Origin of the sequence: Paracoccus ravus (assembly GCF_004522175.1) — a bacterium.
Lineage (GTDB): Bacteria > Pseudomonadota > Alphaproteobacteria > Rhodobacterales > Rhodobacteraceae > Paracoccus > Paracoccus ravus.
On the sequence record NZ_SDEB01000010.1, the window covers coordinates 101,796 to 123,632 of the forward strand.

19 protein-coding genes, 2 pseudogenes and 3 riboswitches are annotated in these 21,837 nt (G+C 67.6%); of the genes and pseudogenes, 15 read left to right on the forward strand and 6 right to left on the reverse strand.

Annotated features, from left to right (window positions below; translation table 11 throughout):
* Positions 1 to 4: 4 nt before the first annotated feature.
* The 3 genes and pseudogenes from ESZ60_RS10320 to ESZ60_RS10330 all read right to left on the reverse strand — a co-directional run bounded on the left by ESZ60_RS10320 (position 5) and on the right by ESZ60_RS10330 (position 2,807).
* The gene (locus ESZ60_RS10320) at positions 5 to 775 is read right to left on the reverse strand and encodes an ABC transporter ATP-binding protein (RefSeq protein ID WP_134680496.1); all 771 of its coding nucleotides are present in this window, start codon (positions 773 to 775) and stop codon (positions 5 to 7) included.
* Positions 772 to 1,804 (reverse strand): annotated as a pseudogene (locus tag ESZ60_RS10325) (FecCD family ABC transporter permease). The gene ESZ60_RS10320 and the pseudogene ESZ60_RS10325 overlap by 4 nt, the downstream one beginning before the upstream one ends.
* Positions 1,801 to 2,807: pseudogene (locus ESZ60_RS10330) on the reverse strand (ABC transporter substrate-binding protein). Before ESZ60_RS10330 ends, ESZ60_RS10325 begins: the two co-directional pseudogenes overlap by 4 nt.
* A gap of 150 nt (positions 2,808 to 2,957) precedes the next feature.
* Positions 2,958 to 3,149, reverse strand: a riboswitch (cobalamin riboswitch).
* A 336-nt stretch (positions 3,150 to 3,485) separates the two neighbouring features.
* Here ESZ60_RS10330 and ESZ60_RS10335 point away from each other — a divergent pair.
* From ESZ60_RS10335 to cobD, 3 genes are read left to right on the forward strand one after another with little or no spacing between them, the layout of a single operon-like run.
* Complete coding sequence (locus tag ESZ60_RS10335; RefSeq protein WP_134680497.1) at positions 3,486 to 4,277, forward strand: propanediol utilization protein; 792 nt, start codon at positions 3,486 to 3,488, stop codon at positions 4,275 to 4,277.
* A complete protein-coding gene (gene cbiB / locus ESZ60_RS10340) occupies positions 4,274 to 5,218 on the forward strand; it encodes an adenosylcobinamide-phosphate synthase CbiB (RefSeq protein ID WP_134680498.1) in 945 nt (314 codons plus the stop codon). The genes ESZ60_RS10335 and cbiB overlap by 4 nt, the downstream gene beginning before the upstream one ends.
* A 2-nt stretch (positions 5,219 to 5,220) precedes the next feature.
* The gene (gene cobD / locus ESZ60_RS10345) at positions 5,221 to 6,192 is read left to right on the forward strand and encodes a threonine-phosphate decarboxylase CobD (RefSeq protein ID WP_134680499.1); all 972 of its coding nucleotides are present in this window, start codon (positions 5,221 to 5,223) and stop codon (positions 6,190 to 6,192) included.
* Here cobD and ESZ60_RS10350 read toward each other — a convergent pair.
* Together ESZ60_RS10350 and cobO are read right to left on the reverse strand one after the other, a co-directional pair.
* Positions 6,172 to 7,617: a cobyric acid synthase gene (locus ESZ60_RS10350; RefSeq protein ID WP_134680500.1), complete on the reverse strand. Its 1,446-nt coding sequence runs from the start codon at positions 7,615 to 7,617 to the stop codon at positions 6,172 to 6,174. The two genes, cobD and ESZ60_RS10350, sit on opposite strands and share 21 nt — an antisense overlap.
* Positions 7,618 to 7,619: 2 nt before the next feature.
* Complete coding sequence (cobO, locus tag ESZ60_RS10355) at positions 7,620 to 8,228, reverse strand: cob(I)yrinic acid a,c-diamide adenosyltransferase (protein ID WP_134680501.1); 609 nt, start codon at positions 8,226 to 8,228, stop codon at positions 7,620 to 7,622.
* 38 nt (positions 8,229 to 8,266) lie between these two features.
* Positions 8,267 to 8,476, forward strand: a riboswitch (cobalamin riboswitch).
* 90 nt (positions 8,477 to 8,566) lie between these two features.
* On the opposite strand from cobO, the gene ESZ60_RS10360 reads away from it, so the two are divergent.
* The 7 genes from ESZ60_RS10360 to cobJ are packed head-to-tail and all read left to right on the forward strand — an operon-like array spanning position 8,567 to position 16,471.
* Positions 8,567 to 8,911, forward strand: a complete 345-nt coding sequence (locus ESZ60_RS10360) for a DUF1636 family protein (protein WP_134680502.1) — start codon at positions 8,567 to 8,569, stop codon at positions 8,909 to 8,911.
* Positions 8,912 to 9,964 (forward strand): cobalamin biosynthesis protein CobW, encoded by a 1,053-nt coding sequence (gene cobW / locus ESZ60_RS10365; protein WP_134680503.1) that lies wholly within the window; start codon positions 8,912 to 8,914, stop codon positions 9,962 to 9,964.
* A 9-nt stretch (positions 9,965 to 9,973) separates the two neighbouring features.
* On the forward strand, positions 9,974 to 13,210 hold the full coding sequence (gene cobN, locus ESZ60_RS10370) for a cobaltochelatase subunit CobN (RefSeq protein WP_134680504.1): 3,237 nt from the start codon (positions 9,974 to 9,976) through the stop codon (positions 13,208 to 13,210).
* Positions 13,207 to 14,364, forward strand: coding sequence for a hypothetical protein (locus tag ESZ60_RS10375; RefSeq protein ID WP_134680505.1), 1,158 nt, complete (start codon positions 13,207 to 13,209; stop codon positions 14,362 to 14,364). Before cobN ends, ESZ60_RS10375 begins: the two co-directional genes overlap by 4 nt.
* Before the next feature lie 3 nt (positions 14,365 to 14,367).
* Positions 14,368 to 14,997 carry a precorrin-8X methylmutase gene (locus ESZ60_RS10380; RefSeq protein ID WP_134680506.1) on the forward strand — a complete coding sequence of 210 codons (630 nt, stop codon included), beginning with the start codon at positions 14,368 to 14,370 and terminating at the stop codon, positions 14,995 to 14,997.
* On the forward strand, positions 14,994 to 15,722 hold the full coding sequence (locus tag ESZ60_RS10385) for a precorrin-2 C(20)-methyltransferase (RefSeq protein WP_134680507.1): 729 nt from the start codon (positions 14,994 to 14,996) through the stop codon (positions 15,720 to 15,722). Before ESZ60_RS10380 ends, ESZ60_RS10385 begins: the two co-directional genes overlap by 4 nt.
* On the forward strand, positions 15,719 to 16,471 hold the full coding sequence (gene cobJ, locus ESZ60_RS10390; protein ID WP_134680508.1) for a precorrin-3B C(17)-methyltransferase: 753 nt from the start codon (positions 15,719 to 15,721) through the stop codon (positions 16,469 to 16,471). The genes ESZ60_RS10385 and cobJ overlap by 4 nt, the downstream gene beginning before the upstream one ends.
* Here cobJ and ESZ60_RS10395 read toward each other — a convergent pair.
* Complete coding sequence (locus tag ESZ60_RS10395) at positions 16,444 to 17,196, reverse strand: cobalt-precorrin-6A reductase (protein ID WP_134680509.1); 753 nt, start codon at positions 17,194 to 17,196, stop codon at positions 16,444 to 16,446. The two genes, cobJ and ESZ60_RS10395, sit on opposite strands and share 28 nt — an antisense overlap.
* On the opposite strand from ESZ60_RS10395, the gene cbiE reads away from it, so the two are divergent.
* The 5 genes from cbiE (at position 17,195) to ESZ60_RS10420 (ending at position 21,796) form a co-directional block, all read left to right on the forward strand.
* Entirely contained in the window at positions 17,195 to 18,394 is a 1,200-nt protein-coding gene (gene cbiE / locus ESZ60_RS10400) for a precorrin-6y C5,15-methyltransferase (decarboxylating) subunit CbiE (RefSeq protein WP_134680510.1), read from the forward strand. The two genes, ESZ60_RS10395 and cbiE, sit on opposite strands and share 2 nt — an antisense overlap.
* On the forward strand, positions 18,376 to 18,750 hold the full coding sequence (locus ESZ60_RS10405) for a cobalamin biosynthesis protein (RefSeq protein WP_342365233.1): 375 nt from the start codon (positions 18,376 to 18,378) through the stop codon (positions 18,748 to 18,750). Before cbiE ends, ESZ60_RS10405 begins: the two co-directional genes overlap by 19 nt.
* Before the next feature lies 1 nt (position 18,751).
* A complete protein-coding gene (gene cobM / locus ESZ60_RS10410; protein ID WP_134680511.1) occupies positions 18,752 to 19,546 on the forward strand; it encodes a precorrin-4 C(11)-methyltransferase in 795 nt (264 codons plus the stop codon).
* A complete protein-coding gene (locus tag ESZ60_RS10415; protein WP_134680512.1) occupies positions 19,539 to 20,858 on the forward strand; it encodes a cobyrinic acid a,c-diamide synthase CobB in 1,320 nt (439 codons plus the stop codon). Before cobM ends, ESZ60_RS10415 begins: the two co-directional genes overlap by 8 nt.
* Before the next feature lie 27 nt (positions 20,859 to 20,885).
* A riboswitch (cobalamin riboswitch) is annotated at positions 20,886 to 21,069 on the forward strand.
* Between the two features lie 49 nt (positions 21,070 to 21,118).
* Positions 21,119 to 21,796 (forward strand): energy-coupling factor ABC transporter permease, encoded by a 678-nt coding sequence (locus ESZ60_RS10420; RefSeq protein WP_134680513.1) that lies wholly within the window; start codon positions 21,119 to 21,121, stop codon positions 21,794 to 21,796.
* Positions 21,797 to 21,837: the final 41 nt, after the last annotated feature.

A 21,837-nucleotide genomic window follows, 5' to 3' on the forward strand; every position in this document is an offset into this window, starting at 1 on the left:
TTCATCACATATTATCCAATGCGTGGAGGCGCAGGACGGTGCTCTCGTCCTGCGGATCGGTCAGGGTGGTGGCGCCGACCCGGAAAGTCGTGCGCAGCAATTCGGGTGTCAGGATTTGGATAGGCGGGCCGTAGGCAATCATGCGGCCTTGGGACATCACCCCCAGCCGGTCGCAGCCCATCGCCTGATTGAGATCGTGTAGCGCGATCACCACGGTCGGCGGCAAGTCATCGACCAGCCGCAGCAACGCAAGCTGGTGGTGGATGTCCAGATGGTTCGTCGGCTCGTCCAGCAGCAAGATGCGGGGGCGTTGCGCAAGCGCCCGCGCGATCTGCAGGCTTTGCTGCTCGCCACCCGAAAGGGTGGACCATTGCCGCGCCTTCATCGCTTCCATCCCGACCTGCCGCAGCGTGTCCGAAACGATGGCGGCATCGGTCGGGCCAAAGGGCGAAAGCACACCGAGCCATGGCGTGCGGCCCAGTACGACGACCTGCCTTGCGGTCAGCGCCTCGGCAGTATCGGCCTGTTGTTCGACCATGGCGAGGCGGCGGGCAATCTCGCGAAGGGGCAAGCGGCGCAATCTCTCTCCGTCCAGCGCGACCTTGCCCCCGGCGCGGCGCTCGAGCCCTGCCAGCAGCCGCAGCAGCGTCGATTTCCCCGACCCGTTCGGCCCGATCAGGCCGAAGGTTTCGCCCGAGGCGATCTCAAGATCGACGCCGTCGATGATGGCGCGGCCCTGTGCCCGCAGGGACAGGTTCGTGGCGGTGATCCTCATCCGCGGGTCCGGTTCCGGATCAGGATCAGCGCGAAGGCGGGCGCGCCGACCAAGGCGGTGACGACGCCGATGGGCACGACCTGACCGGGGATCAGCATGCGCGAAACGATATCCGCCGCGATCATGAACACCGTCCCCGCCAAGGCCGAGGCCGGACCAGCGCGCCATGTCGCGCCCCGGCAAGGAAACGCATGGCATGGGGGACGACCAGCCCGACAAAGCCGATGGCTCCGACTAGACTGACCATGACCGCCGTCATCAGCGTGACCGCCCCCAAAAGGACCACCATCACGCGGCGCACCGCGATCCCCAACGATGCCGCGGCGCTGGCCCCGAAGCTGAAGGCATCCAGCGCGCGGATATGGATGGCGCAGGCCAGAAGCCCCACCAGCGCCACCGGAACCGCCAGCGCCACATCCGGCCAGCGCACGCCCGAGAGGTTTCCGAGCAGCCAGAACATGATCCCGCGCGCCTGCTCGGCATTGGCGGATTTGGCGATGAAGAAGCTGGTCAGCGCATTGAAAAGCTGCGAGCCCGCGATGCCCCAAGGACGAGCTGGGCCGAGCCTCCGCCTGCCACCCGTGCCAGCGCCGCGACGATGCCAAAGGCAAGTGCCGCCCCCGCGAAACCCCCGCCCGAGATGCCGATGGCCCCCGCGCCGACGCCCATGATCGTGACGGCGACTGCCCCGGCCGAGACCCCCAGCAGATAGGGGTCCGCCAAGGCATTGCGGACCAGCGTCTGCAGGACCAGCCCCGACAGCGCCAGTCCTGCGCCGAAACCCGCCGCGACCAGCGTGCGGGGCATGCGGTAGTTCCAGAGGATGCCCGCATCGATCGGGTCGGCAGTCAGCCCCGCGCCCCAAAGCTTGTGGGCAAGCACATTGGCGACCTGCGGCACGGGCAGCGGCGTCTCTCCGACGATGAAACCGATCAGCACCGCAAGCACCAGCACGGCCACCCCCAGCCCAAGCCGCACAAGCAGCTTCTGCCGCCAGTCGATGTTACCCGAAATGGCCGCCTCGGTCATTTCAGGTCGAACTTCGGCAAGGCCTCGGCCAGTGTTTCGAGCGCGTCGATATTGCGGATCAAAGGGTCCATGGAATGCGCGTCCAGCACGATGATGCGGTCTTTCCTGACCGCCTTCATCTGGCTGGTCACCGGATCGGATTTCAGGAAGGCGATCTTCTTTGCATAGTCATCCGCCTCGAAGCGGCGGCGGTCCATCTTGGCCAGAACGATGACCGAAGGATTGGCGCGGGCGATGGTTTCCCAGCTGACGACCGGCCATTCCTCGTCGCTTTCGATGATGTTCGTAAGCCCCAAGGCGTCCATCATGTAACCCGGAGGACCCTTGCGACCGGCGACATAGGGGTCGATGTCCATTTCCGCCGACGAGAACCAGAAGACCGCCGAGGCATCCTTCAGATTCAGTGCCTTGGCCATGTCGATGGCAGCACGCTCGCGCAATTTCAGATCGGCGACCAGCGCCTCACCCTGTTCCGCGACGTCGAAGATCCGGCCCAGTTCCGAGACGCCCTGATAGATGCTGTCCATCGCATAGATGGCCGAGCGCGTGCCGTCCGAGCCCTTGCTGTTGTCCTTGCCGGTGCAGTCCGAGGGCAGCACATAGGTCGGGATCTTCAGGTCGGCGAATTGCTCGCGGGTGGCGACGATGCCTTGCGGGCCGATATGCCATTCATACTGCACGGTCACGAGGCCCGGACGCTTGGCGACGACGCTTTCAAAACTGGGGTCATTGTCAGCCAGACGCTCGATCTTGGCATTCGCGTTCTTGAACTGCGGCAGAACCTCGGTGAACCAGACCGAGGTGCCCATGACCTTCTCGGCAAGGCCCAGCGAATAGAGGATCTCGGTCGTGGCCTGACCGACGGTCACGGCGCTGGGGCCTTGTCAAAGGACAGATCGACCCCGCAATTCGACAGATTCAGCGGATAGGTCGTTTCGGCCGCGGCGGGCAGGACGCAGGCTCCGGCCAGCAACAGGCCGGTCAGGATGGATTTCAGCGTCATCTCGGGGCTCCGGTCTGGATGCGAACAGAGCGTTTGGGAAATGACCATGCGAAGGCCGCGCCCGGTGACGGAACGCAGAGACGGAAATCGGCCCGACGGGTCGGCAGGCGTGAAGCATCTGGCACCTCCCCGGGCACCCCGCCCGGATCGTTATGGCTTCATTTGTCGGTAGGTCTGGCGGGTCATCGCGGGATGGGGGCTTCCCATGACCTGAAGGTCACAGTGGCTGTTTCGCATCCTGCTCGCCGCCTACAGTTGCGGGAGCAGTCCAGTTTCGAGGCATTTCTGTCCCGACGGATTCCCTTTTGATTCCTCTCGGAAACCGACTTCGGTCAGATAGCCATCCACCCCCACGCGCACAACAGGTTTCGTCCTGTCGACTTTGCCGGGGCGATATGCAAGTCAGGCGGCGATTTTGCAGAGGATGGACGGGCATGGCCAGAAACCGGGACAGATTTTTCCCGATCCGTCGCGCCGCGGCTGCGCGCCGCGGCAGGGGCGTTTGCGGTGGCAATTGCCCGGCCAGGCTTGCCATGAGAGATGCCCGGTGACGGTCGCATCCGTGTTTCCCAAAGCCCAGTCCCAAAGCACTCCGCGGCGTTGGGGGCGGAATGTCGGGGCATGTGGCGGCCAGCCCCTTGTGGATCGGCCCGTCACAGGATCAGGCTGCGCGGCACGATGATCCGGATTGCAGGTCATTTCGGGGAATGGCTGCAAGGCCGGCTCGGCCAGGATGGCCCGCTGGTCCTTGTCACCCTTGGCTGTCCGGCCCTGACCGTGACCGCGGCGCGGCTGGAGAGCCGGGCCTGTGGCGTGATCCAGTCCCCTCCCGTTCTGTCATCGCAAAGGATCGACCGGCTCTTTGATCTGCTGGGGCTGCCCAAGGCGGAATATCGGCTGGAGGCAGGGATGCCGCCGGGCGGCGGAGCAGGGGCCTCGACCGCCGCGCTCGTGGCGCTGGCGCGGGCGGCGGGCCATGACGATGCCGCGGAACTTGCAGATGCCTGCCTGGCGGTCGAAGGGGCCAGCGATCCCCTGATGCTTCCATACCCTGACAGGGTGCTCTGGGCCCCGCGTCAGGCGAAGGTGATCGCGCCGCTTCCTGCCCCACCCCAAGCTGTCATCATCGGCGGTTTCTGGGGCGATCCGCAGCGGACCGACCCCCGCGATCTGGCTTTCCCCGAGGTCTCGGATCTGGTCGCGCGCTGGCATGCGGGTCCGGATCTGGTCGAGGTCGCGCGGATCGCTTCGGAATCGGCGCGAAGATGCAGCCGGATGCGGGGTCCCGCAGCCGACCCGACCGAGGATCTGGCGCAAAGGCTCGGCGCGCTTGGCCATGTCCGGGCGCATACCGGCTCGGCGCGGGGGCTGATCTTTGCGCCCGACGCCGTGCCCGAGGGCATCGCGCCCGCGCTGCGGGCCGCGGGCTATTCCCGGATCTTGCGCTTCGACACGGGAGCAGCGGCATGAGTTTCGCGGCCATGATGCTGGTGGCATTCGGGGTCGATGCGCTGCTGGGCTGGCCGCAGCGTGTCTTTCAGGCGGTCGGTCATCCCGTCACCTGGCTGGGGCGGCTGATCGGGTGGCTTGACCGGCGGTTGAACGATGGCGGGCGGCCCGCTTGCCTGATCCTGAAAGGCGGCGCGACCGTGCTGATCGTGCTGGCCGCGGCGCTGATCCCCGCGTTGATCCTGCAAGCGGCGCTGCCGCAAGGCTGGGCGGGCGTCGTGATGGGAGGCTTTCTTGCGTGGCCGCTGGTCGCCGCGCGCGCGCTTCACGATCACGTCGCCGCTGTCGCGCGCCCCTTGGCCCAAGGGGACATGGCCGAGGCAAGGCGGGCCGTGTCGATGATCGTTGGCCGCGATCCGGCGCAGCTAGATCAGGCCGGGATTGCGCGCGCCGCACTTGAGAGCCTTGCCGAAAACACCTCCGACGGCGTCGTTGCGCCGCTGTTCTGGGGGGCGGTCGCCGGGCTGCCGGGGATTGCCGTCTATAAGGCGATCAACACGATGGATTCGATGATCGGCCATCGCAGCGAGCGTCACGAATATTTCGGCAAGATCGCCGCAAGGCTCGACGATCTGGTCAATCTGATACCGGCCCGGCTGACCGGTCTGATATTCGCGATCGTCTCGTCCGCGCGGAAACAGGCGATGCGCATCATGCTGCGCGACGCTAGGCGACACCGCTCGCCCAATGCCGGCTGGCCCGAGGCCGCCATGGCAGGGGCGTTGGGCATACGCCTGTCCGGGCCGCGAATCTATGGCACCCGCATTGCGGATGAGCCGTGGCTGAATGCCGGGGCCAAGGATCCTGTCCCCCGCGATCTGCGGCGGGGGCTTGCGCTTTACCGCCGCGCGATGGTTCTTGGGGCGGCGACATTGGCGCCGGTGGCTTGGTTCTGGGGATGAAGATGCGCGATCATGGTGGCGATCCTGACCGCGCGCGGCGGGAATATGGCGAAGGCGACTGGCTGGATCTCTCGACGGGGATCAATCCGAGGCCCTATCCCATCCCGGCAATCCCCGCGCGGGCCTTTACCGATCTGCCGACCGGCGCGGATCTCGAGGCGCTGATCCAGGCCGCACGGCAGGCCTATGCGACTGAGGCTGGCATCGTCCCTCTGGGCGGCGCGCAGGCCGCGATCCAGATCGTGCCGCGACTGGCCGAGCCGGGTCGCGCGCGGGTCCTGGCTCCGACCTATAACGAACATGGGGCCGCGCTGGCGGCGCAGGGCTGGCCGGTTCAGGAGGTCCGCGACCCCGAGGCGCTGGCCGGCGCCGATCTGGCCGTTCTGGTCAATCCGAACAATCCCGATGGCCGCCGCCATGATCCGGACTGGCTGGGCGGGCTTGCCGGGCGGGTCGGGCTGCTGATCGTCGATGAAAGCTTCGCCGATGCCGAGCCGGGCCTGTCGCTGGCCCCCCGCCTGCCGCGGCTCGAGAATGTGGTGGTGCTGCGCTCGTTCGGGAAATTCTACGGGCTGGCGGGACTGCGGCTGGGCTTTGCCCTGGCCGCGCCGGGGCTGAGCCAGCGCATCGCGGCGCTGGCGGGGCCTTGGGCTGTCAGCGGCCCCGCCATCCATGCCGGGATCGCGGCGCTGCGCGATCGGGACTGGCGGCTGCGCCGTGCGGCGGGGCTGGCTTGGGACGCGGATCGGCTGGACCGGGCGGCGCGGCTGGCGGGCTGGCGGCTGGTCGGGGGCACGGAACTGTTCCGGACCTATGACAGCCCGGATGCGCATGCCGCGCAGGACCGACTGGCCCGGGCGCGGATCTGGACCCGGATCTTTCCCTATTCTGCACATTGGATCCGGCTCGGCCTGCCGGGGGACGAAACCGGTTGGCACCGGCTCGAAAGGGCGCTAACGGGCCAGCGCGATTAGCCCTTTCACATCCAGATGCCGTTCCAGATGCGCCGCAAGCGCGTCCAGGACCGCTTCGACCGTCGCGTCATAGCCCGTTTCCGTAACGACGCCGAAATTGCGCAGATAGGCGGCGCGAAAGGCATCGTCGCGGAAAAGCCCGTGCAGATAGGTACCTGCGATCCGCCCGTCGCGGCTGGTCGCGCCCTCGGGCTGGCCCGCGACATGGGCGAAGGGGCGGGCGCAATCTGGCCCGATGCTGCGGCCAAGATGGATCTCGTAGCCCCGGCAGAGAAGCCCTGTTGCCGCATGGATGGCGTGGGTTTCAGTGACGCGCTTGTCTGCGGTCATCACCGTAGCGATGTCGAGGAGGCCCAGACCGGGCGTCTCGCCCGCAGGACCCTCGATCCCCTCGGGATCGGCGACGCTTTGCCCCAGCATCTGATAGCCGCCGCAAATGCCCAGGATACGCCCGCCGCGCCGGTGATGCGCGATCAGGTCGATATCCCAGCCCTGCTCGCGCAGGAAAGCCAGATCGCCTTGCGTCGATTTCGAGCCGGGCAGGATCACCAGCCCCGCATCGCCGGGGATTGGCTGGCCGGGGGGCAGCATGGTCAACCGCACGCCCGGTTCCTGCGACAGCGGGTCGAGATCGTCGAAATTCGCGATGCGAGAGATTTGCAGGCAGACAATGTGCAGGGCACCCGTGCCGTTGGTGCTGCGAATATCCAGCGCGTCCTCGGCGGGCAGCTTCCATGCGTCCTGAAACCACGGGCAGACCCCGAAGCCGCGCCAGCCGGTCCGAAGCTCGATCAGGGCATAACCATCATCGAAAAGTGTAGGATCGCCACGGAAGCGGTTGATCAGAAATCCGGAAATCTGCGCAGCATCCGCCGGGTCGATCACGGTTTTCGTGCCGACGATCTGGGCGATGACACCGCCACGGTCGATGTCGCCCGCCAGCACGACCGGAACATCGGCAGCGCGGGCAAAGCCCATATTGGCGATGTCATTCGCGCGTAGATTGACCTCGGCGGGACTGCCCGCGCCTTCGACCAGCACCAGATCATGCGCGGCGCGCAGGCGGTGGTAGCTTTCAAGCACGCTCTCCATCAAACGCGGCTTCAGCGCGCCATAATCGCGCGCGCGGGTGCTGGTCAGGCGCTTGCCCTGCACGATGACCTGCGCGCCGGTCTCGGTCTCGGGCTTCAGTAGGACAGGGTTCATGTCGGTATGCGGCAGGGTCCCGCAGGCCAGCGCCTGCAAGGCCTGCGCGCGCCCGATCTCGCCGCCATCCGAGGTCACGGCGGCATTGTTCGACATGTTCTGCGGCTTGAAGGGCGCGACCGACAGCCCGCGCAGCCGCGCCGCCCGGCAGAGGCCCGCCACCAGAAGGGACTTGCCGACATTGCTGCCGGTCCCCTGGATCATCAATGCGCGGCCCATGTTCAGAATTCGACGCCGGGCTGGGCCTTGATGCCCGCGCGGAAGGGGTGCTTGACCAGCGCCATCTCGGTCACCAGATCTGCGGCCTCGATCAGTTCCGCAGGCGCGTTGCGCCCGGTCAGGCAGACATGGGTCATCGCGGGTTTTTGGTTCAGCAGGAACTCCACGATCTCATCCGCATCGAGATACCCGTAACGCAAGGCGATGTTGATCTCATCGAGCAGGACGTAGCTGATCGAGGGATCAAGGATCTGCTCGCGCGCGATCCGCCAGCCGTTCTGTGCCGCAGCGATGTCGCGGTCGCGGTCCTGCGTTTCCCAAGTGAAGCCCTCGCCCGAGACGAAAAAGCGGCACTCATCCGCGAAACGCGTCCGCAACAGCGCCCGCTCGCCAGTGTCGCGCCCGCCCTTGATGAACTGCACCACGGCGCAGGGCATGCCATGCGCGATGCAGCGCAGGATCATGCCGAAGCCCGACGAGGACTTGCCCTTGCCCGGACCGGTATGGACGATGATCAGGCCCTTTTCCTCGGTCTTGGTTGCCATCATCTTGTCGCGCGCGGCCTTGATCTTGCGCATTTTTTCGCTGTGACGCGCGGCATCGTCCTGCATGCGGGGCCCTCATTCGCTTGACAAGTCCTGTCGGGCCGGACCATAGCAGCGGTGCTGGTGCCTGTGCAAACAGGTGAAAATGGGAATGCGCAAGGCTGGTTTCAGCCCAGAGCGCAGCCGCCCCCGCGACCGTGAGTGGAAAGGGCATCCAAGGCCACTGGTCCAAAGGACCGGGAAGGCAGGATGACCGCCGGAGCAAGGCTCCGAGATCCGCAAGCCGGGAGACCTGCCAGCAGTGAAGTATTCAACCGGGCGGGGTGCTCCGGTGTGGGACAAGCGGCGTCTTCGCCGCTCGCTCGCCATTGCCCTGCCGTTATTTTGTGGGGCACGCGAGGACCATGACCGCACAGGCATCGCAGATCGAGCTGCTGATCTGCACCCGCTGCAACCAGACCGAGGGCGAGGTGCTTTTCCGCACCCTCACCGAAGCCGCCCCCGAGGCGGTCGCCGTCACCCCTGTCGAATGCCTTTCCAACTGCTCGCGCGGCTGCACCATTGCGCTGCGGGGGGCGGGGCGCTGGACCTATGTCTATGGCAATCTCGATGCCGGGCAGGTCGAGGTGATCCGCGAGGGGCTCGCCCGCTATCTCGACGCCGCTGACGGGCTCGTCCCGTGGCGCGAGCGTCCCGAGCATTTCCGCAAGAACTGCATCGCCCGCATCCCGCCCTTGGAGACGATCTGAATGGCCAATCTCGAGAAACTTCCCGTCACCGTCATCACCGGCTTTCTGGGCTCGGGCAAGACGACTCTGATCTCGCATCTGATGCGCAATCCGGGCGGCAAGCGCCTTGCGGTCATCGTCAACGAATTCGGCGAGGTCGGCGTCGATGGCGAGATCCTGAAAAGCTGCGCCATCCCCGAATGCCCCGCCGAGAATATCGTCGAACTGGCGAATGGCTGTATCTGCTGCACGGTGGCCGATGATTTCATCCCCACGATCGAGCGGCTGATGGCGCTTGAGCCGCGCCCCGATCACATCCTGGTCGAGACCTCGGGCCTCGCGCTGCCGAAACCCCTGCTGCGCGCCTTTGACTGGCCCGCGATCCGCTCGCGCATCACCGTGGACGGGGTGATCGCGCTGGCTGATGCCGAGGCCGTGGCGGCGGGCCGCTTCGCCCCCGATGTCTCGGCGGTGGACCGCCAGCGTCTGGCAGATGAAGGGATCGACCACGACACCCCGCTTTCCGAGGTCTTCGAGGACCAGATTGCCTGCGCCGATATCGTGCTCTTGACCAAGCCCGATCTGGCCGGACCCGAAGGCGTCGCCAAGGCCCGCGCCGCAATTCTGGCCGAGGCTCCGCGTGCCCTGCCCATCGTCGAGGTGGCCGAGGGTGCCGTCGATCCCCGCGTGATCCTTGGGCTTGGCGCGGCCGCCGAGGATAATCTCGCGGCCCGTCCCAGCCATCATGACGGGGCCGAGGATCACGAGCATGACGACTTTGCCAGCGTGGTGATCGAGATCCCCGAACTTGCCGATCCCGCCGAGCTTGTCGCCCGGATCGAGGAACTGGCGCAGCGCCAGAACATCCTGCGCGTCAAGGGCCATGCCGCCGTGACCGGCAAGCCGATGCGCCTGCTGGTGCAGGCCGTAGGCGCGAGGGTGCGTCATCAATTCGACCGGCCTTGGCAACCGGCCGAGGCGCGCCAAGGGCGTCTCGTGGTCATCGCCGAGCATCACGACATCGACGAGGCCGCCATCCGCGCGGCCCTGCTGCCCGAAACAGCGGCGGTCTGAGGCCCCGCGATGCATGTCGTTTTCCGCGAAAGCCACGGGCTTGAGGAAACCGAGATCCCGCGCGATCTTGGTCAAAGCCCTGCCGACCTGATCGTCCTGTCCTTCTCGGACAGCGATCTGGGGGCATTCGCGGCAGCGCACAAGCTGGCGGGCGAGGGTTTTCCCGGATTGCGGCTCGCCAATATCGCGGCGCTGAAACACCCGCTTTCGGTCGATACCTATGTCGAGAATACCCTGTCGGGCAGCCGCGCCATCCTGATCCGGCTGATCGGCGGCGTTTCCTATTGGCCCTACGGGTTGCAGCAGATCGGTCTGCTGGCGCGGCAGAAGGGCATCGCGCTCGCCGTGCTGCCGGCGGATGGGCGACCCGATCCGGCATTGGATCAGGTCTCGACGGTCGATGCCGAGATGCTGCGCAGACTTGCCGGGCTATGCGACGCCGGAGGGCCTGGAAACGCCCTGACGGCGCTTCGGCTCATGGCCTCTGGGGTCGGGCATGAGGCTCTCGCCCCCGCCGCGCCGGATGTGCTGCCCGATTGCGGCATCTGGACGCCGGAAGCGGGCGATCCCGCAGCACCTCTGGTGGTGATCACCTTCTACCGGGCCTATCTGGCCGCGGGGGATATGGCCCCGATCGAGGCCCTGGCGCAGGCCTTTCGGACGCGCGGCTATCGTGTCCTGGGGCTGTTCGTGCCGTCTCTCAAGGCAGCACTGGCCGGGGACTGGGTCAGGGCGCAACTGGCGGAACTTCGCCCTGTCGCCGTCGTGAACGCCACGGGTTTTTCGGCGCGGGAAGAGGGCGGCTCGCCGCTCGATGCCGCGCAGGTTCCGGTGTTTCAGGTCGCCCTCGCGACGTCTGAGCACGCGGCATGGCAGGCTTCGGATCGAGGCCTTTCCCCGGCCGATCTGGCCATGCATGTCGTCCTGCCCGAAGTCGATGGCCGCGTTTTCGCGGGCGTGGCGTCGTTCAAGCAGCCGGGGCCGCGCGACCCCGAAACCGAGTTCGCCCATCACCTGCACGCGCCCGATGACGGGCGCATCGCCGCAATCGCGGATCGTGTCACCGCTTGGCACCGTCTGGGCCGCCTCGATCCGGTGAAACGGCGCTTGGCTCTGGTGCTTTCCACCTATCCCGGCCGCGAATGGAACATGGCCCATGCCGTGGGGCTGGACGCGCTCGCTTCCGCTGACGCCATCCTGCAGGACCTGGCTGGGGCCGGTCATCCGGTCGAGTGCGACGCCCCGCTGACCGCGCTGGCAACCGAACGTTTGCACTGGCCAATGCAGGAATATCTGGACGCGGTTTCAGCCCTGCCGCAGCGCCTTCAGGATCAGCTCCTTCAGGTATGGGGCGATCCGGTTTCCGATCCCGATACCGATGCCTCTGGCTTTACCTTCGCCGCGCTGCGCCGGGGCAATGTGCTGGTCGCGCTGCAGCCCGAGCGCGGCCTGCCGGACCAACGCGCGGCAGAATATCACGACCTCGCGCGCGTGCCCCGCCACGCCTATGTCGCGTTCCATCTGTGGTTGCGAACACAGGCCGATGCGCTGATCCATATCGGAGCGCATGGCACGCTGGAATGGTTGCCGGGCAAATCGGTTGCATTATCCACCGAGTGCTGGCCCGAGGCGCTGATCGGCGATCTACCGGTGATCTATCCCTTTATCGTCAACGATCCCGGCGAGGCCGCGCAGGCCAAGCGCCGCATCGGCGCGGTGACCTTGGGCCATGTCCCGCCGCCCCTGAAGCCCTCGGGTACAGCGGACCGTCTGGCGCGGCTCGAAGTCCTGCTGGATGAGTTCTCGACGGCCGACGGGCTCGATCCGCCGCGCCGCGACCGGCTGATGGCGCGGATCAGGGAAGAGGCGCAGGCGCTCGGCGTCGAGCGGGATCTGGCGATCACGCCCGAGACGGGTCTGGCCGAGGCCATCACCCGCATCGACAGTTTCGTCTGCGATATCAAGGAAAGCCAGTTCGGCGACGGGCTGCATGTCTGGGGCCGGAACCTCGACCCTGCCGACATGCTCCGCGAGGCCAGTGCCGATGCCGAAAGGCAGGCGCTGCTCGATGCCGTCGCGGGCCGCCGGATCGAACCGGGACCATCAGGCTCGCCCTATCGCGGGCGCAGGGATGTGCTGCCGACGGGGCGTAATCTTTTCACCACCGATCCGCGCGGCGTGCCCAGCTCCGCCGCCTATGCGCAGGGCCAGCGGCTCGCGGATGAGCTGGTCCGCAGCCACTTGCAGGAGCAGGGCGACTGGCCGAAAGCGGTGATCGTGGACCTTTGGGGCTCGGCCACGATGCGCACGGCGGGCGAGGAATTTGCCATGGCGCTGGCCCTAATGGGCGTCACGCCTCTTTGGGACGCCGCATCTGGCCGCGTCACCGGCATCGAGGTTCTGCCCATAGCGGAACTGGAACGGCCAAGGATCGACGTGACCTTGCGCGTTTCGGGCCTGTTCCGCGATGCCTTTCCCGTGCTGACCGCGCTGTTTCAGCAGGCCGTCCGCGCCTTGGCCGCGCGGGATGAGGCTGCCGATTGGAACCCCTATCTGGGCAAGGCGATCCCGCATGTCTACGGTCCCGCGCCGGGGCATTTCGGGCTGGGGATGGGGCCGCTTCTTGGCGACTATTCCACGGAAGGCCGCAGGGCCGCTGGCGCGGCATGGCTTGCGGCGTCAAGCTGGGCGCTGGACGGCGATCACGCGCGGCGCGACGATGCCGGCCTTCGGCGACGCGTCGCGGCGGCTGACAGCTTTGTCCACATGCAGGACCTGCCCGAGACCGACCTGCTGCTGGCCGAGGATTATGCCAGCCATGAGGCTGGTTTCGCCGCTGCCCAGCAGGTGGCGGGCGGGAATGCCGCGCTGTTCCATCTGGACAGCACCAATCCCGCGCGCCCTCGCGCCCGCCCTCTGGCCGAGGAAATCGCCCGCGTCACCTATGCCCGCGCCGCCCATCCCGGCTGGGTCGCGGGGATGTGTCGCCACGGTTTCCGAGGTGCGGCCGAGATTGCCGCCACCTTGGAAAACATGGCTGCCTTTGCCCATCTGGCGCGCGCGGTCTCGCCGCATCTTTTCGACATGTTCTGGGACGCGACTTTGGGCGATCCGCCTGTCGCGGCTTTCCTGCAAGAGGCCAATCCGCAGGCGCTGGCGGCCATGCGCAACCGGTTTGCGCAATTGTATGCGGCGGGGCTTTGGGTATCGCGCCGCAACTCGATCCTTGCGGACTTGCGGCCATGAGCGGGCCGGTCATTCGCGGCTGGTGCCCGGGCGCGCGCCGCCCGATGATGGCGGGCGACGGGCTGGTCCTTCGCATCCAACCGCCGATGGGGCAGCTGACACCCCGCCAGGCCCAAGGCTTGGCCGATCTGGCAGATGCCCATGCCACCGGCAGCATCGAACTGACCAGCCGCGCCAATCTGCAACTGCGCGGGATCGCAGGCTCGGGTCACGATGCTCTGCTGATGGCGCTCGAGGGGCTGGGGCTGATTGCGGGCGACGCGGCCGCTGAAGGGCGACGGAACTTCGTGCTGAACCCCTTTCGCAGGACCGACGAGGCGGACCGCGTCGCCGCGCTGATCTCCGAGGGCCTGACTTCGCCGCGTTTCGCGTCGTTGCCCTCGAAATTCGGCTTCGCGCTCGATTGCGCGCCGCAGCGGCATCTGGCGCAGATCAGCGCCGATATCCGCATCGAGGCGGGCGGGGCCGGGTTGATCCTGCGCGCGGACGGGTGCCCGACGGGCCTGCCGGTGCCCGACGCCGCCTGCGCCGCGGCGCGGGCGCTGGATCTCTGCGCATGGTTCATCGCCTCGGGCGGGGTCGGTGCAGATGGGCGGGGCCGGATGAGGCGGCATCTGGCGGGGGGGGCCGCATTGCCCGAAGGGCTGCGCGGGGATGAGCTGCCCAGGCCGAGTGCGGCGAAAGCCGTTCCGGGGCGGATAGGGGGCGGGATCTGTGTTGCGGCCGCATTCGGGATTCTCTCGGCAGCGGATCTGCGCGCTTTGGCCCAGAGTGGCGCAAATGTGCTGCGGATCACGCCGTGGCGGATGATCTTTCTGCCGGACCGCGCGGCTCTCGGGCTGAAATCATCGGCACTGATCCGCGATCCCCACGACCCGATCCTGCGGGTCTGGGCCTGCACCGGCGCGCCGGGCTGTCCTCAGGCCAGTGTCGAGACCCGCAGCCTAGCCCGCGCGCTTGCCGGGTGGCTGCCGCCGCGCGTGCATCTGCATGTCGCGGGCTGCGCCAAGGGTTGCGCCCATCCGGCCCCGGCCGGGCTGACTCTGGTCGGGCGCGATGGGCGGTTCGATCTGATCCGCGATGGCGCGGCGGGAGATGCGCCGCAGATCCGGGGCGTCGTGTCCGCGGAAGTTCACAGATTTCTTGGTGGTTGAGGAATGCCTTATAATTATGAAACCGATGGCGCGGCGATCTATGCCGAAAGCTTCGCGACAATCCGGGCCGAAGCCGCGCTGGAGCGTTTTGCGCCCGACGAGGAACCGCTCGCCGTCCGCATGATCCATGCCGCGGGCATGGTCGGGCTCGAGGACCATATCCGCTTTGCCCCCGGCATGGTGGCGGTGGCCCGCGCGGCGCTGCAATCGGGGGCACCGATCCTTTGCGATGCACGCATGGTCAGCGAGGGTGTGACGCGCGCGCGCCTGCCCGCCGCGAATGAGGTGATCTGCACGCTGCACGACCCGCGCGTGCCCGCTCTGGCGGCCAGTAGGGGGACGACCCGCTCGGCCGCCGCGCTGGAACTCTGGCGCCCGCATTTGGCGGGGGCGCTCGTGGCCATCGGCAATGCGCCCACGGCGCTGTTTCACCTGCTGGAAATGCTCGAAGACCCCGCCTGCCCGCGCCCCGCCGCGATCATCGGCTGCCCGGTGGGTTTTGTCGGGGCGGCGGAATCGAAACAGGCGCTGTGGCAGGCCCGGCCCGCGCCTTGCCTCATCGTCCGAGGCCGCCTTGGCGGCAGCGCGATCACCGTCGCCGCGATCAATGCCCTCGCGAGCCGCGCGGAATGAGCGCGGGCACGATCCATGGCGTCGGCCTCGGCCCCGGCGATCCCGAGCTGATGAGCATTCGCGCCGACCGGCTGGTGCGCTCTGCCCGGCATGTGGCCTATTTCCGCAAGGCCGGCCGCCCCGGCCGCGCGCGCCGCATCGTCCAGGGCATGCTGCGCCCCGATGCGGTCGAATTCGCGATGGAATATCCCGTCACGACCGAGATCGCGCTGGAGGATCCCGCCTATAACGCGGCTTTGTCGGGCTTTTACACAAATGTGACGACCCGCCTGATCGCGCTGGCCGAGACGGGGCAGGATGTGGTGGTGCTGTGCGAGGGCGATCCCTTTTTCTACGGCTCCTTCATGCATCTGCACGCGCGGTTGCAAGGCGTGGTTCCGGTCTCGGTCGTGCCGGCGATTACGGGCATGTCGGCGGCATGGACGGCGACGGGCGTGCCGATCACCTGGGGCGATGACGTGATGACGGTGTTGACAGGCACCATGCCCGAGGCCGAGTTGACCAGTCGCATGGCGGATGCCGATGCCATCGTGGTGATGAAGCTGGGCCGCAACCTGCCCAAGATCCGCGCCGCGCTCGACCGTGCCGGAAAGCTGGACCGGGCTTGGCTGATCGAATGCGCCAGCATGGAGGCCGAGCGCGCCGTCCCCCTGGCCGAGGCGGGCGAGTGCCCCGTGCCCTATTTCTCGATCGTCGTGGTGCATGGGCAGGGGCGGCGCCCATGAGCGGATGGGTCGTGGTCGCGGGCCTCGGGCCGGGGCATCAAGCCATGATCACGCCCGAGGTCAGCGCCGCGCTGGCCGGGGCGACGGATGTGGTGGGCTACATCCCCTATGTCCGCCGCATCGCCCCGCGCAAAGGGCTGGTGCGGCATGAAAGCGACAATCGGGTCGAACTGGACCGCGCCCGCCATGCGCTGGACATGGCCTTGGCAGGCCGTCGCGTCGTCCTGATCAGTTCCGGCGATCCGGGGGTCTTTGCCATGGCCTCGGCCCTGTTCGAGGCGGTCGAGACCGGCCCGCTGCCATGGCGCGATCTCGATATCCGGGTGCTGCCCGGCGTGACCGCGATGCTGGCCGCTGCCGCGCGCGCGGGCGCACCGCTGGGCCATGATTTCTGCGCCATCAATCTGAGCGACAACCTCAAGCCCTGGCAGGTGATCGCCCGCCGCCTGCGGCTTGCCGTCGAGGCCGATTTCGCCATGGCGCTTTACAATCCGCGCTCGACATCGCGACCCGAGGGCTTTGGCCGGGCGCTGGAGATCCTGCGCGAGACCTGCGAGGCCAAGCGGATCGTCATATTTGCCCGCGCCGTCTCGACGCCCGACGAGGCGCTGCGCGTGGTCACACTGGCCGAGGCGCGTCCGGAAATGGCCGATATGCGCACGGTGGTTCTGATCGGCTCCTCCGCGACGCGGGTGATCCCGCGAAAGGGCGCGCCCTTTGTCTATACGCCCCGTTCGGTGCGGCCATGAAGCCAGTTCATCGCATCCCCGGGACTGTGACACTCGGTCGCCGGCGGCAAGCCTGGCCGCGCGATCATCAGCACCGGCAGGCCAAGCTCGCGCGCGGCGGCGATCTTGGCATAGGCGCCGCTGCCGCCGGAATTCTTCGAAACCACCAGATCGATGCCATGCTGTCGCAGCAAGGCGCTGTCGGTGGCCGCCGTGAATGGTCCGCGGTCCACAATGACATGCGTCTGCGGCAAGGGCAGGGCGTCCTGCGGCGGATCAACCAGCCGCAGCAGGTAGAAATGCTGCGGGTTCACCGCAAATTCCGGCAGATGCATCCGCCCCACGGCCAGCATCACGCGCCGCGCCGCACCGCCAAGTGCTGCGACCGCCGCCGGGATGTCCACGACCTCATGCCAGCGATCCCCGGCCCGGGCCTGCCATGCCGGCCGGGTCAGGCGCAGCAGCGGCACGCTTGCCGCATTGCAGGCGGCGACGGCATTTGCGCTGATCCGCGCCGCAAAGGGATGGGTCGCGTCGATCACATGGCTCACGCCCTGCGCGCGGATATAGGCCACAAGCCCCTCGGCTCCGCCAAAGCCGCCGATCCGGGTCGGCAAAGGCAAAGGGCGCGGGTTCTCGACCCGACCGGCCAGCGAAATGGTCGCCGCGATCCCGGCTTCGGCGATGTCGCGGGCCAGCGCCGAGGCCTCGCTGGTGCCGCCAAGGATCAGGAGGTTGTGTCGCATGGCTGAGAGTCCCTGGCTGACCGTTCTGGGTATCGGCGAAGATGGACCTGATGGGCTCACGGCGGCAAGCCGTGACGCGCTGCACCGGGCCGAGATCGTCATGGCGCCGCCGCGTCATCTGGCGCTGATCCCCGAAGCCGGGGCAGAGCGGATCGCATGGCCGGTGCCCTTTGCCGAGGGAATCGCGATCCTGCAAGGGCTGCGCGGGCGCAGGGTGGTGGTCCTGGCCTCGGGCGATCCCTTCTGGTTCGGCACGGGCAGCGTGATCGCGCGGCATTTCAGCCCCGGCGAATGGCGCGCCCTGCCGGGGATCTCGACATTCTCGCTGGCGGCGGCGCGGCTTGGCTGGCCGCTCGAGCGGGTGACCTGCCTTGGCCTTCATGCCGCGCCGCTGAGCCGTCTTCGTCCGCATCTGGCGCCAGATGCGCGGCTGATCCTCTTGCTACGCGACGGCGGCGGGGTGGAGGAAGTGGGCCGCTATTTGCGCGAAGAAGGTTTCGGCGAAAGCCGGATCGTGGTGCTGGAATCGCTGGGCGGCCCGCGCGAGCGCATCACCACAGCTACCGCCGACAGCCTGCGGGCAAGAGCGTTTTCCCATCCCCTCGCTGTCGGGCTGATCTGCGCGGGGCAGGGGCCCGCGCTGCCGCTCTGCTCGGGCATCGCGGATGAGTTCTTTGCGCATGACGGCCAGATCACCAAACGTCCGATCCGCGCGCTGGCGCTATCGGCGCTCGCGCCACGCCCCGGCGAAATGCTGTGGGACATTGGCGCGGGCTCGGGCTCGATCGCCATCGAATGGCTGCTGGCCGATCCCTCGGCGCAGGCCATCAGCATCGAACCGCGCGAAGAGCGCGCCCTTCGCATCCGCGACAATGCCGCGCGGCTGGGCGTCGACAGGTTGCAGGTGGTCCAAGGCAGTGCCCCCGAGGCGCTGACCGGCCTGCCCGAGCCGAAGGCCGTCTTCATCGGCGGCGGCCTCTCTGGCGCGATGCTGGACCATCTGAAAGACAGGCTGGCGCCCGGTACGCGGCTGGTCGCCCATGCGGTGACGCTGGAATCCGAGGCGCTTCTGGTCGCATGGCAGGCAAGGCTCGGCGGCGATCTGCTGCGCATCGCTCTGTCCGAGACGGCGCCTTTGGGGGCCAGACGGGGCTGGAAATCGGCCTATCCGGTCGTGCAATGGCGGGTGGTGCTGTGATCGTCGCGGGGTTCGGCTTTCGCGCCTCTGCCAATGTCGAAAGCCTGGCCGATGCCCTGCACCGGGCGGGTGGATCGCGGATCGCGGCGATCGCCACCGCCGAGGACAAGGCCGGGGGCCCGGTCTTTCGCGCTTTGGCAGAACGGCTGGCGGTTCCGCTGCGGGCCATCCCGGCCGAGGCGCTGGCGGCTATGGAGACCCCGACCCGGTCGCCCGCCTCGCTGGCCGCGCGCCGTCTCGGCAGTCTGGCCGAGGCCGCCGCATTGGCTGCGGCCGGACCGAATCCGCGCCTGCTCGGGGCGCGGGCAATTTCAGGGGACAGGCTCGCGACCTGCGCCCTGGCTCAAGGAGAATGACATGACCGTCCATTTCATCGGTGCCGGACCCGGGTCCCCAGATCTTCTGACCCTGCGCGGGCGTGACTTGATCGGAGCATCACAGGTCTGCCTCTACGCCGGATCGCTGATCCCCGAGGCGGTGCTGGCGCATTGCCCGCCCGGCGCGCGGATTGTGAATTCCGCGCCGCTCGATCTGGATGCGATCATGGCCGAGATCCGCACCGCCGATGCGGCAGGCCACGACGTCGCGCGTCTGCATTCTGGCGATCTGTCGGTCTGGTCGGCCATGGGTGAGCAGATCCGCCGGCTCGAGGCTCTGGGGATTGCCTATACGGTGACGCCGGGCGTGCCCTCCTTTGCCGCTGCCGCCGCCGCATTGGGGGCAGAGCTGACCTTGCCGGGCGTGGCGCAATCGGTGGTGCTGACGCGCATTTCGGGCCGGGCCTCGGCGATGCCGCCGGGCGAGACGCTGGCGGGTTTTGGCGCGACCGGCGCGACGTTGGCGCTGCACCTCTCGATCCAGAATCTTGCGCGGGTGGTTGCGGAATTGCTGCCCCATTACGGCGCGGATTGCCCGGTCGTGGTGGTCTGGCGGGCAAGCTGGCCCGACCAGCGCATTATTCGCGCGACGCTGGCGACGATCGAGGCCCAGATGTGTGAAGGCATCGAGCGGACCGCGCTGATCCTTGTCGGACGCGCGCTCGGGGCCGGGGATTTCGCCGAAAGCCGACTTTACGCCCCCGATTACGACCGCCGCTATCGCCCGCAAAGCGCCGAAAGCCCCTGGGCGGAATGGGGCCCCGGCGATGACTGAAGCTTTTCCGCCGGGGCTGATGATCTCGGCCCCGTCTTCGGGGACTGGCAAGACGACGGTGATGCTGGGGCTGCTTCGCGCGCTTTCGGATGAGGGTCTGCGGGTGCAGCCCTTCAAGTCCGGCCCCGATTACATCGATCCGGCCTTTCATCGCGCGGCGAGCGGGCGGGCCTCGTTCAACCTCGACGGCTGGGCGATGGGCGAGGGGCTGATCGGCGCGATCGCGGCGCAAGCCAGCGGCGCGGATATCTGTCTGGCCGAGGGGTCGATGGGCCTGTTCGACGGCGTCGCGACGCGGGGGCAGATCGGGTTCGGATCAAGCGCCGAGACGGCGCGGATGATGGGCTGGCCGGTGGTTCTGGTCCTTGATGTCAGCGGGCAGGCGCAATCGGCGGCGGCGGTCGCGCTTGGTTTTGCGCGCTTCGATCCAGGTTTGCGCATCGCGGGGGTGATCCTGAACCGCGTCGCCAGCCCCCGGCACGAGCGGTTGGCGCGGCTGGGCATGGAACGCGTGGGCCTTGCCGTTCTGGGGGCGCTGCCACGGCGCGGCGATCTGACCCTGCCCGAACGGCATCTGGGTCTGATCCAGGCCGTCGAGCATCCCGATCTGGAGGCCGCGATCGCGGGCTATGCCGCTTTCCTGCGCGATCATGTCGATCTGGCGGCGATCCGGGCGCTGGCCCAGGGCCTTGCCGCGCCTGCGGCCACCCGACTGCCGCCGCCTCCGGCGCAGCGCATCGCCTTGGCGCAGGATGCGGCTTTTTCCTTTACCTATCCCCATATCCTCGCGGGGTGGCGCGCCGCCGGGGCCGAGATCCTGCCGTTTTCTCCACTGGCAGATGAGCCGCCCGATCGGATGGCCGATCTGGTCTGGCTGCCGGGCGGCTATCCCGAGCTTCACGCAGGCCGTCTGGCCGCGGCGCGCCATTTCCATTCCGGGCTGCGCCGCCATGCCCGAACCCGGCCGGTTCATGGCGAATGCGGCGGCTATATGGTTCTGGGACAGGCCCTGATCGACCAGCATGGCCACGCCCATCCGATGGCCGGGCTTTTGGGGCTTGTGACCTCATATGAAAACCGCCGGCTGCATCTGGGCTATCGCCGCGCAGTTCTCTGCGGACCCATGCCGGGGCATGCGGCGGGCGCGGCGCTGCGCGGGCATGAGTTTCATTATTCGACCATCCTCGTGCAGCCCGATGCCGCATTGGCCGAGGTAAGCGATGCCGATGGCGCAAGCCTGCCTGAAAGCGGCTCGCGTCGGGGTCGCGTGACAGGGACGTTCTTTCACCTGATCGCGGGCGAGAAGGGCTGAAATTCCTTGTCTTTTCGCCAAGCGGCTGCGATATTGCGCCCCGACGGTGCCGCCCTCGGGCGGCTGAAAAGGGAACCGGGTGAAAGGCCCGGACTGCCCCCGCAACTGTAAGCGGTAAGTGCCGCGGCAAACCACTGGCCATCACGCCGGGAAGGGCCGCCAAGCATGTCGACCCGCGAGTCAGGAGACCTGCCGTCATCCCTGTGCCGCGAAAGCGGTGTTTCCGGCTGCCGGTGGGGCGGCCTTGCAAAGGAACAGACATGCATATCGAACCCGGAATCGTGGATGGCGCCAAGATGGCGCTGGCCTATGCAACTGCCTCCGTCTCGGCGGGATATACGCTGAAACTTGCCGCGCAGGATCTGCGCCAGCACAATGCCGTCTCGCTGGCCTTGCGGACAGTGATTTCGGCGGCGCTGACCTTCGTCTTTTTCGAGATCCTGCCGCATTTCCCGGTCGGCGTCTCTGAGGTCCATTTCATCCTTGGCACGACGCTGTTCTTGATCCTTGGCGCGGCTCCGGCGGCGCTGGGACTGGCGCTGGGGCTTCTGGTGCAGGGGACGTTCTTTGCCCCGAGCGACCTGCCGATGTATTTCGTCAATGTCACGACGCTGCTGATGCCGCTTTTCGCCATCGATCTTCTGGCGCGCCGGGTCATTGCGGAGAAGACCGCCTATGTCGAGCTGAAATATGGCGAGGTCCTGAAACTGTCTCTGGCCTATCAGGGCGGCGTGGTGGCATGGGTCGCCTTCTGGGCGATCTACGGGCATGGCTTGGGGGCCGAGAATCTGTCCTCGGTCCTGAGCTTCGGGGCGGCCTATATGCTTGTCGTGCTGATCGAGCCTCTGGCCGATCTGGCGGCGCTGGCGGTTGCGAAATCACTGCGGCCCAGCGGAAACGCCTCGATCTGGACGGCACGCCGTCTCTACGCGGCCTGATGCACTTCTTGCCGGGGCCTGCGGGTCCCGGCCCGATCCGG

Excerpts from the sequence above, each read along its gene's own strand:
- ESZ60_RS10320 (WP_134680496.1), bottom strand. The coding sequence starts at position 775 with ATGAGGATCACCGCCACGAACCTGTCCCTGCGGGCACAGGGCCGCGCC.
- ESZ60_RS10335 (WP_134680497.1), top strand. The coding sequence starts at position 3,486 with ATGATCCGGATTGCAGGTCATTTCGGGGAATGGCTGCAAGGCCGGCTC.
- cbiB (WP_134680498.1), top strand. The coding sequence starts at position 4,274 with ATGAGTTTCGCGGCCATGATGCTGGTGGCATTCGGGGTCGATGCGCTG.
- cobD (WP_134680499.1), top strand. The coding sequence starts at position 5,221 with ATGCGCGATCATGGTGGCGATCCTGACCGCGCGCGGCGGGAATATGGC.
- ESZ60_RS10350 (WP_134680500.1), bottom strand. The coding sequence starts at position 7,617 with ATGGGCCGCGCATTGATGATCCAGGGGACCGGCAGCAATGTCGGCAAG.
- cobO (WP_134680501.1), bottom strand. The coding sequence starts at position 8,228 with ATGCAGGACGATGCCGCGCGTCACAGCGAAAAAATGCGCAAGATCAAG.
- ESZ60_RS10360 (WP_134680502.1), top strand. The coding sequence starts at position 8,567 with ATGACCGCACAGGCATCGCAGATCGAGCTGCTGATCTGCACCCGCTGC.
- cobW (WP_134680503.1), top strand. The coding sequence starts at position 8,912 with ATGGCCAATCTCGAGAAACTTCCCGTCACCGTCATCACCGGCTTTCTG.
- cobN (WP_134680504.1), top strand. The coding sequence starts at position 9,974 with ATGCATGTCGTTTTCCGCGAAAGCCACGGGCTTGAGGAAACCGAGATC.
- ESZ60_RS10375 (WP_134680505.1), top strand. The coding sequence starts at position 13,207 with ATGAGCGGGCCGGTCATTCGCGGCTGGTGCCCGGGCGCGCGCCGCCCG.
- ESZ60_RS10380 (WP_134680506.1), top strand. The coding sequence starts at position 14,368 with ATGCCTTATAATTATGAAACCGATGGCGCGGCGATCTATGCCGAAAGC.
- ESZ60_RS10385 (WP_134680507.1), top strand. The coding sequence starts at position 14,994 with ATGAGCGCGGGCACGATCCATGGCGTCGGCCTCGGCCCCGGCGATCCC.
- cobJ (WP_134680508.1), top strand. The coding sequence starts at position 15,719 with ATGAGCGGATGGGTCGTGGTCGCGGGCCTCGGGCCGGGGCATCAAGCC.
- cbiE (WP_134680510.1), top strand. The coding sequence starts at position 17,195 with ATGGCTGAGAGTCCCTGGCTGACCGTTCTGGGTATCGGCGAAGATGGA.
- ESZ60_RS10395 (WP_134680509.1), bottom strand. The coding sequence starts at position 17,196 with ATGCGACACAACCTCCTGATCCTTGGCGGCACCAGCGAGGCCTCGGCG.
- ESZ60_RS10405 (WP_342365233.1), top strand. The coding sequence starts at position 18,376 with ATGGCGGGTGGTGCTGTGATCGTCGCGGGGTTCGGCTTTCGCGCCTCT.
- cobM (WP_134680511.1), top strand. The coding sequence starts at position 18,752 with ATGACCGTCCATTTCATCGGTGCCGGACCCGGGTCCCCAGATCTTCTG.
- ESZ60_RS10415 (WP_134680512.1), top strand. The coding sequence starts at position 19,539 with ATGACTGAAGCTTTTCCGCCGGGGCTGATGATCTCGGCCCCGTCTTCG.
- ESZ60_RS10420 (WP_134680513.1), top strand. The coding sequence starts at position 21,119 with ATGCATATCGAACCCGGAATCGTGGATGGCGCCAAGATGGCGCTGGCC.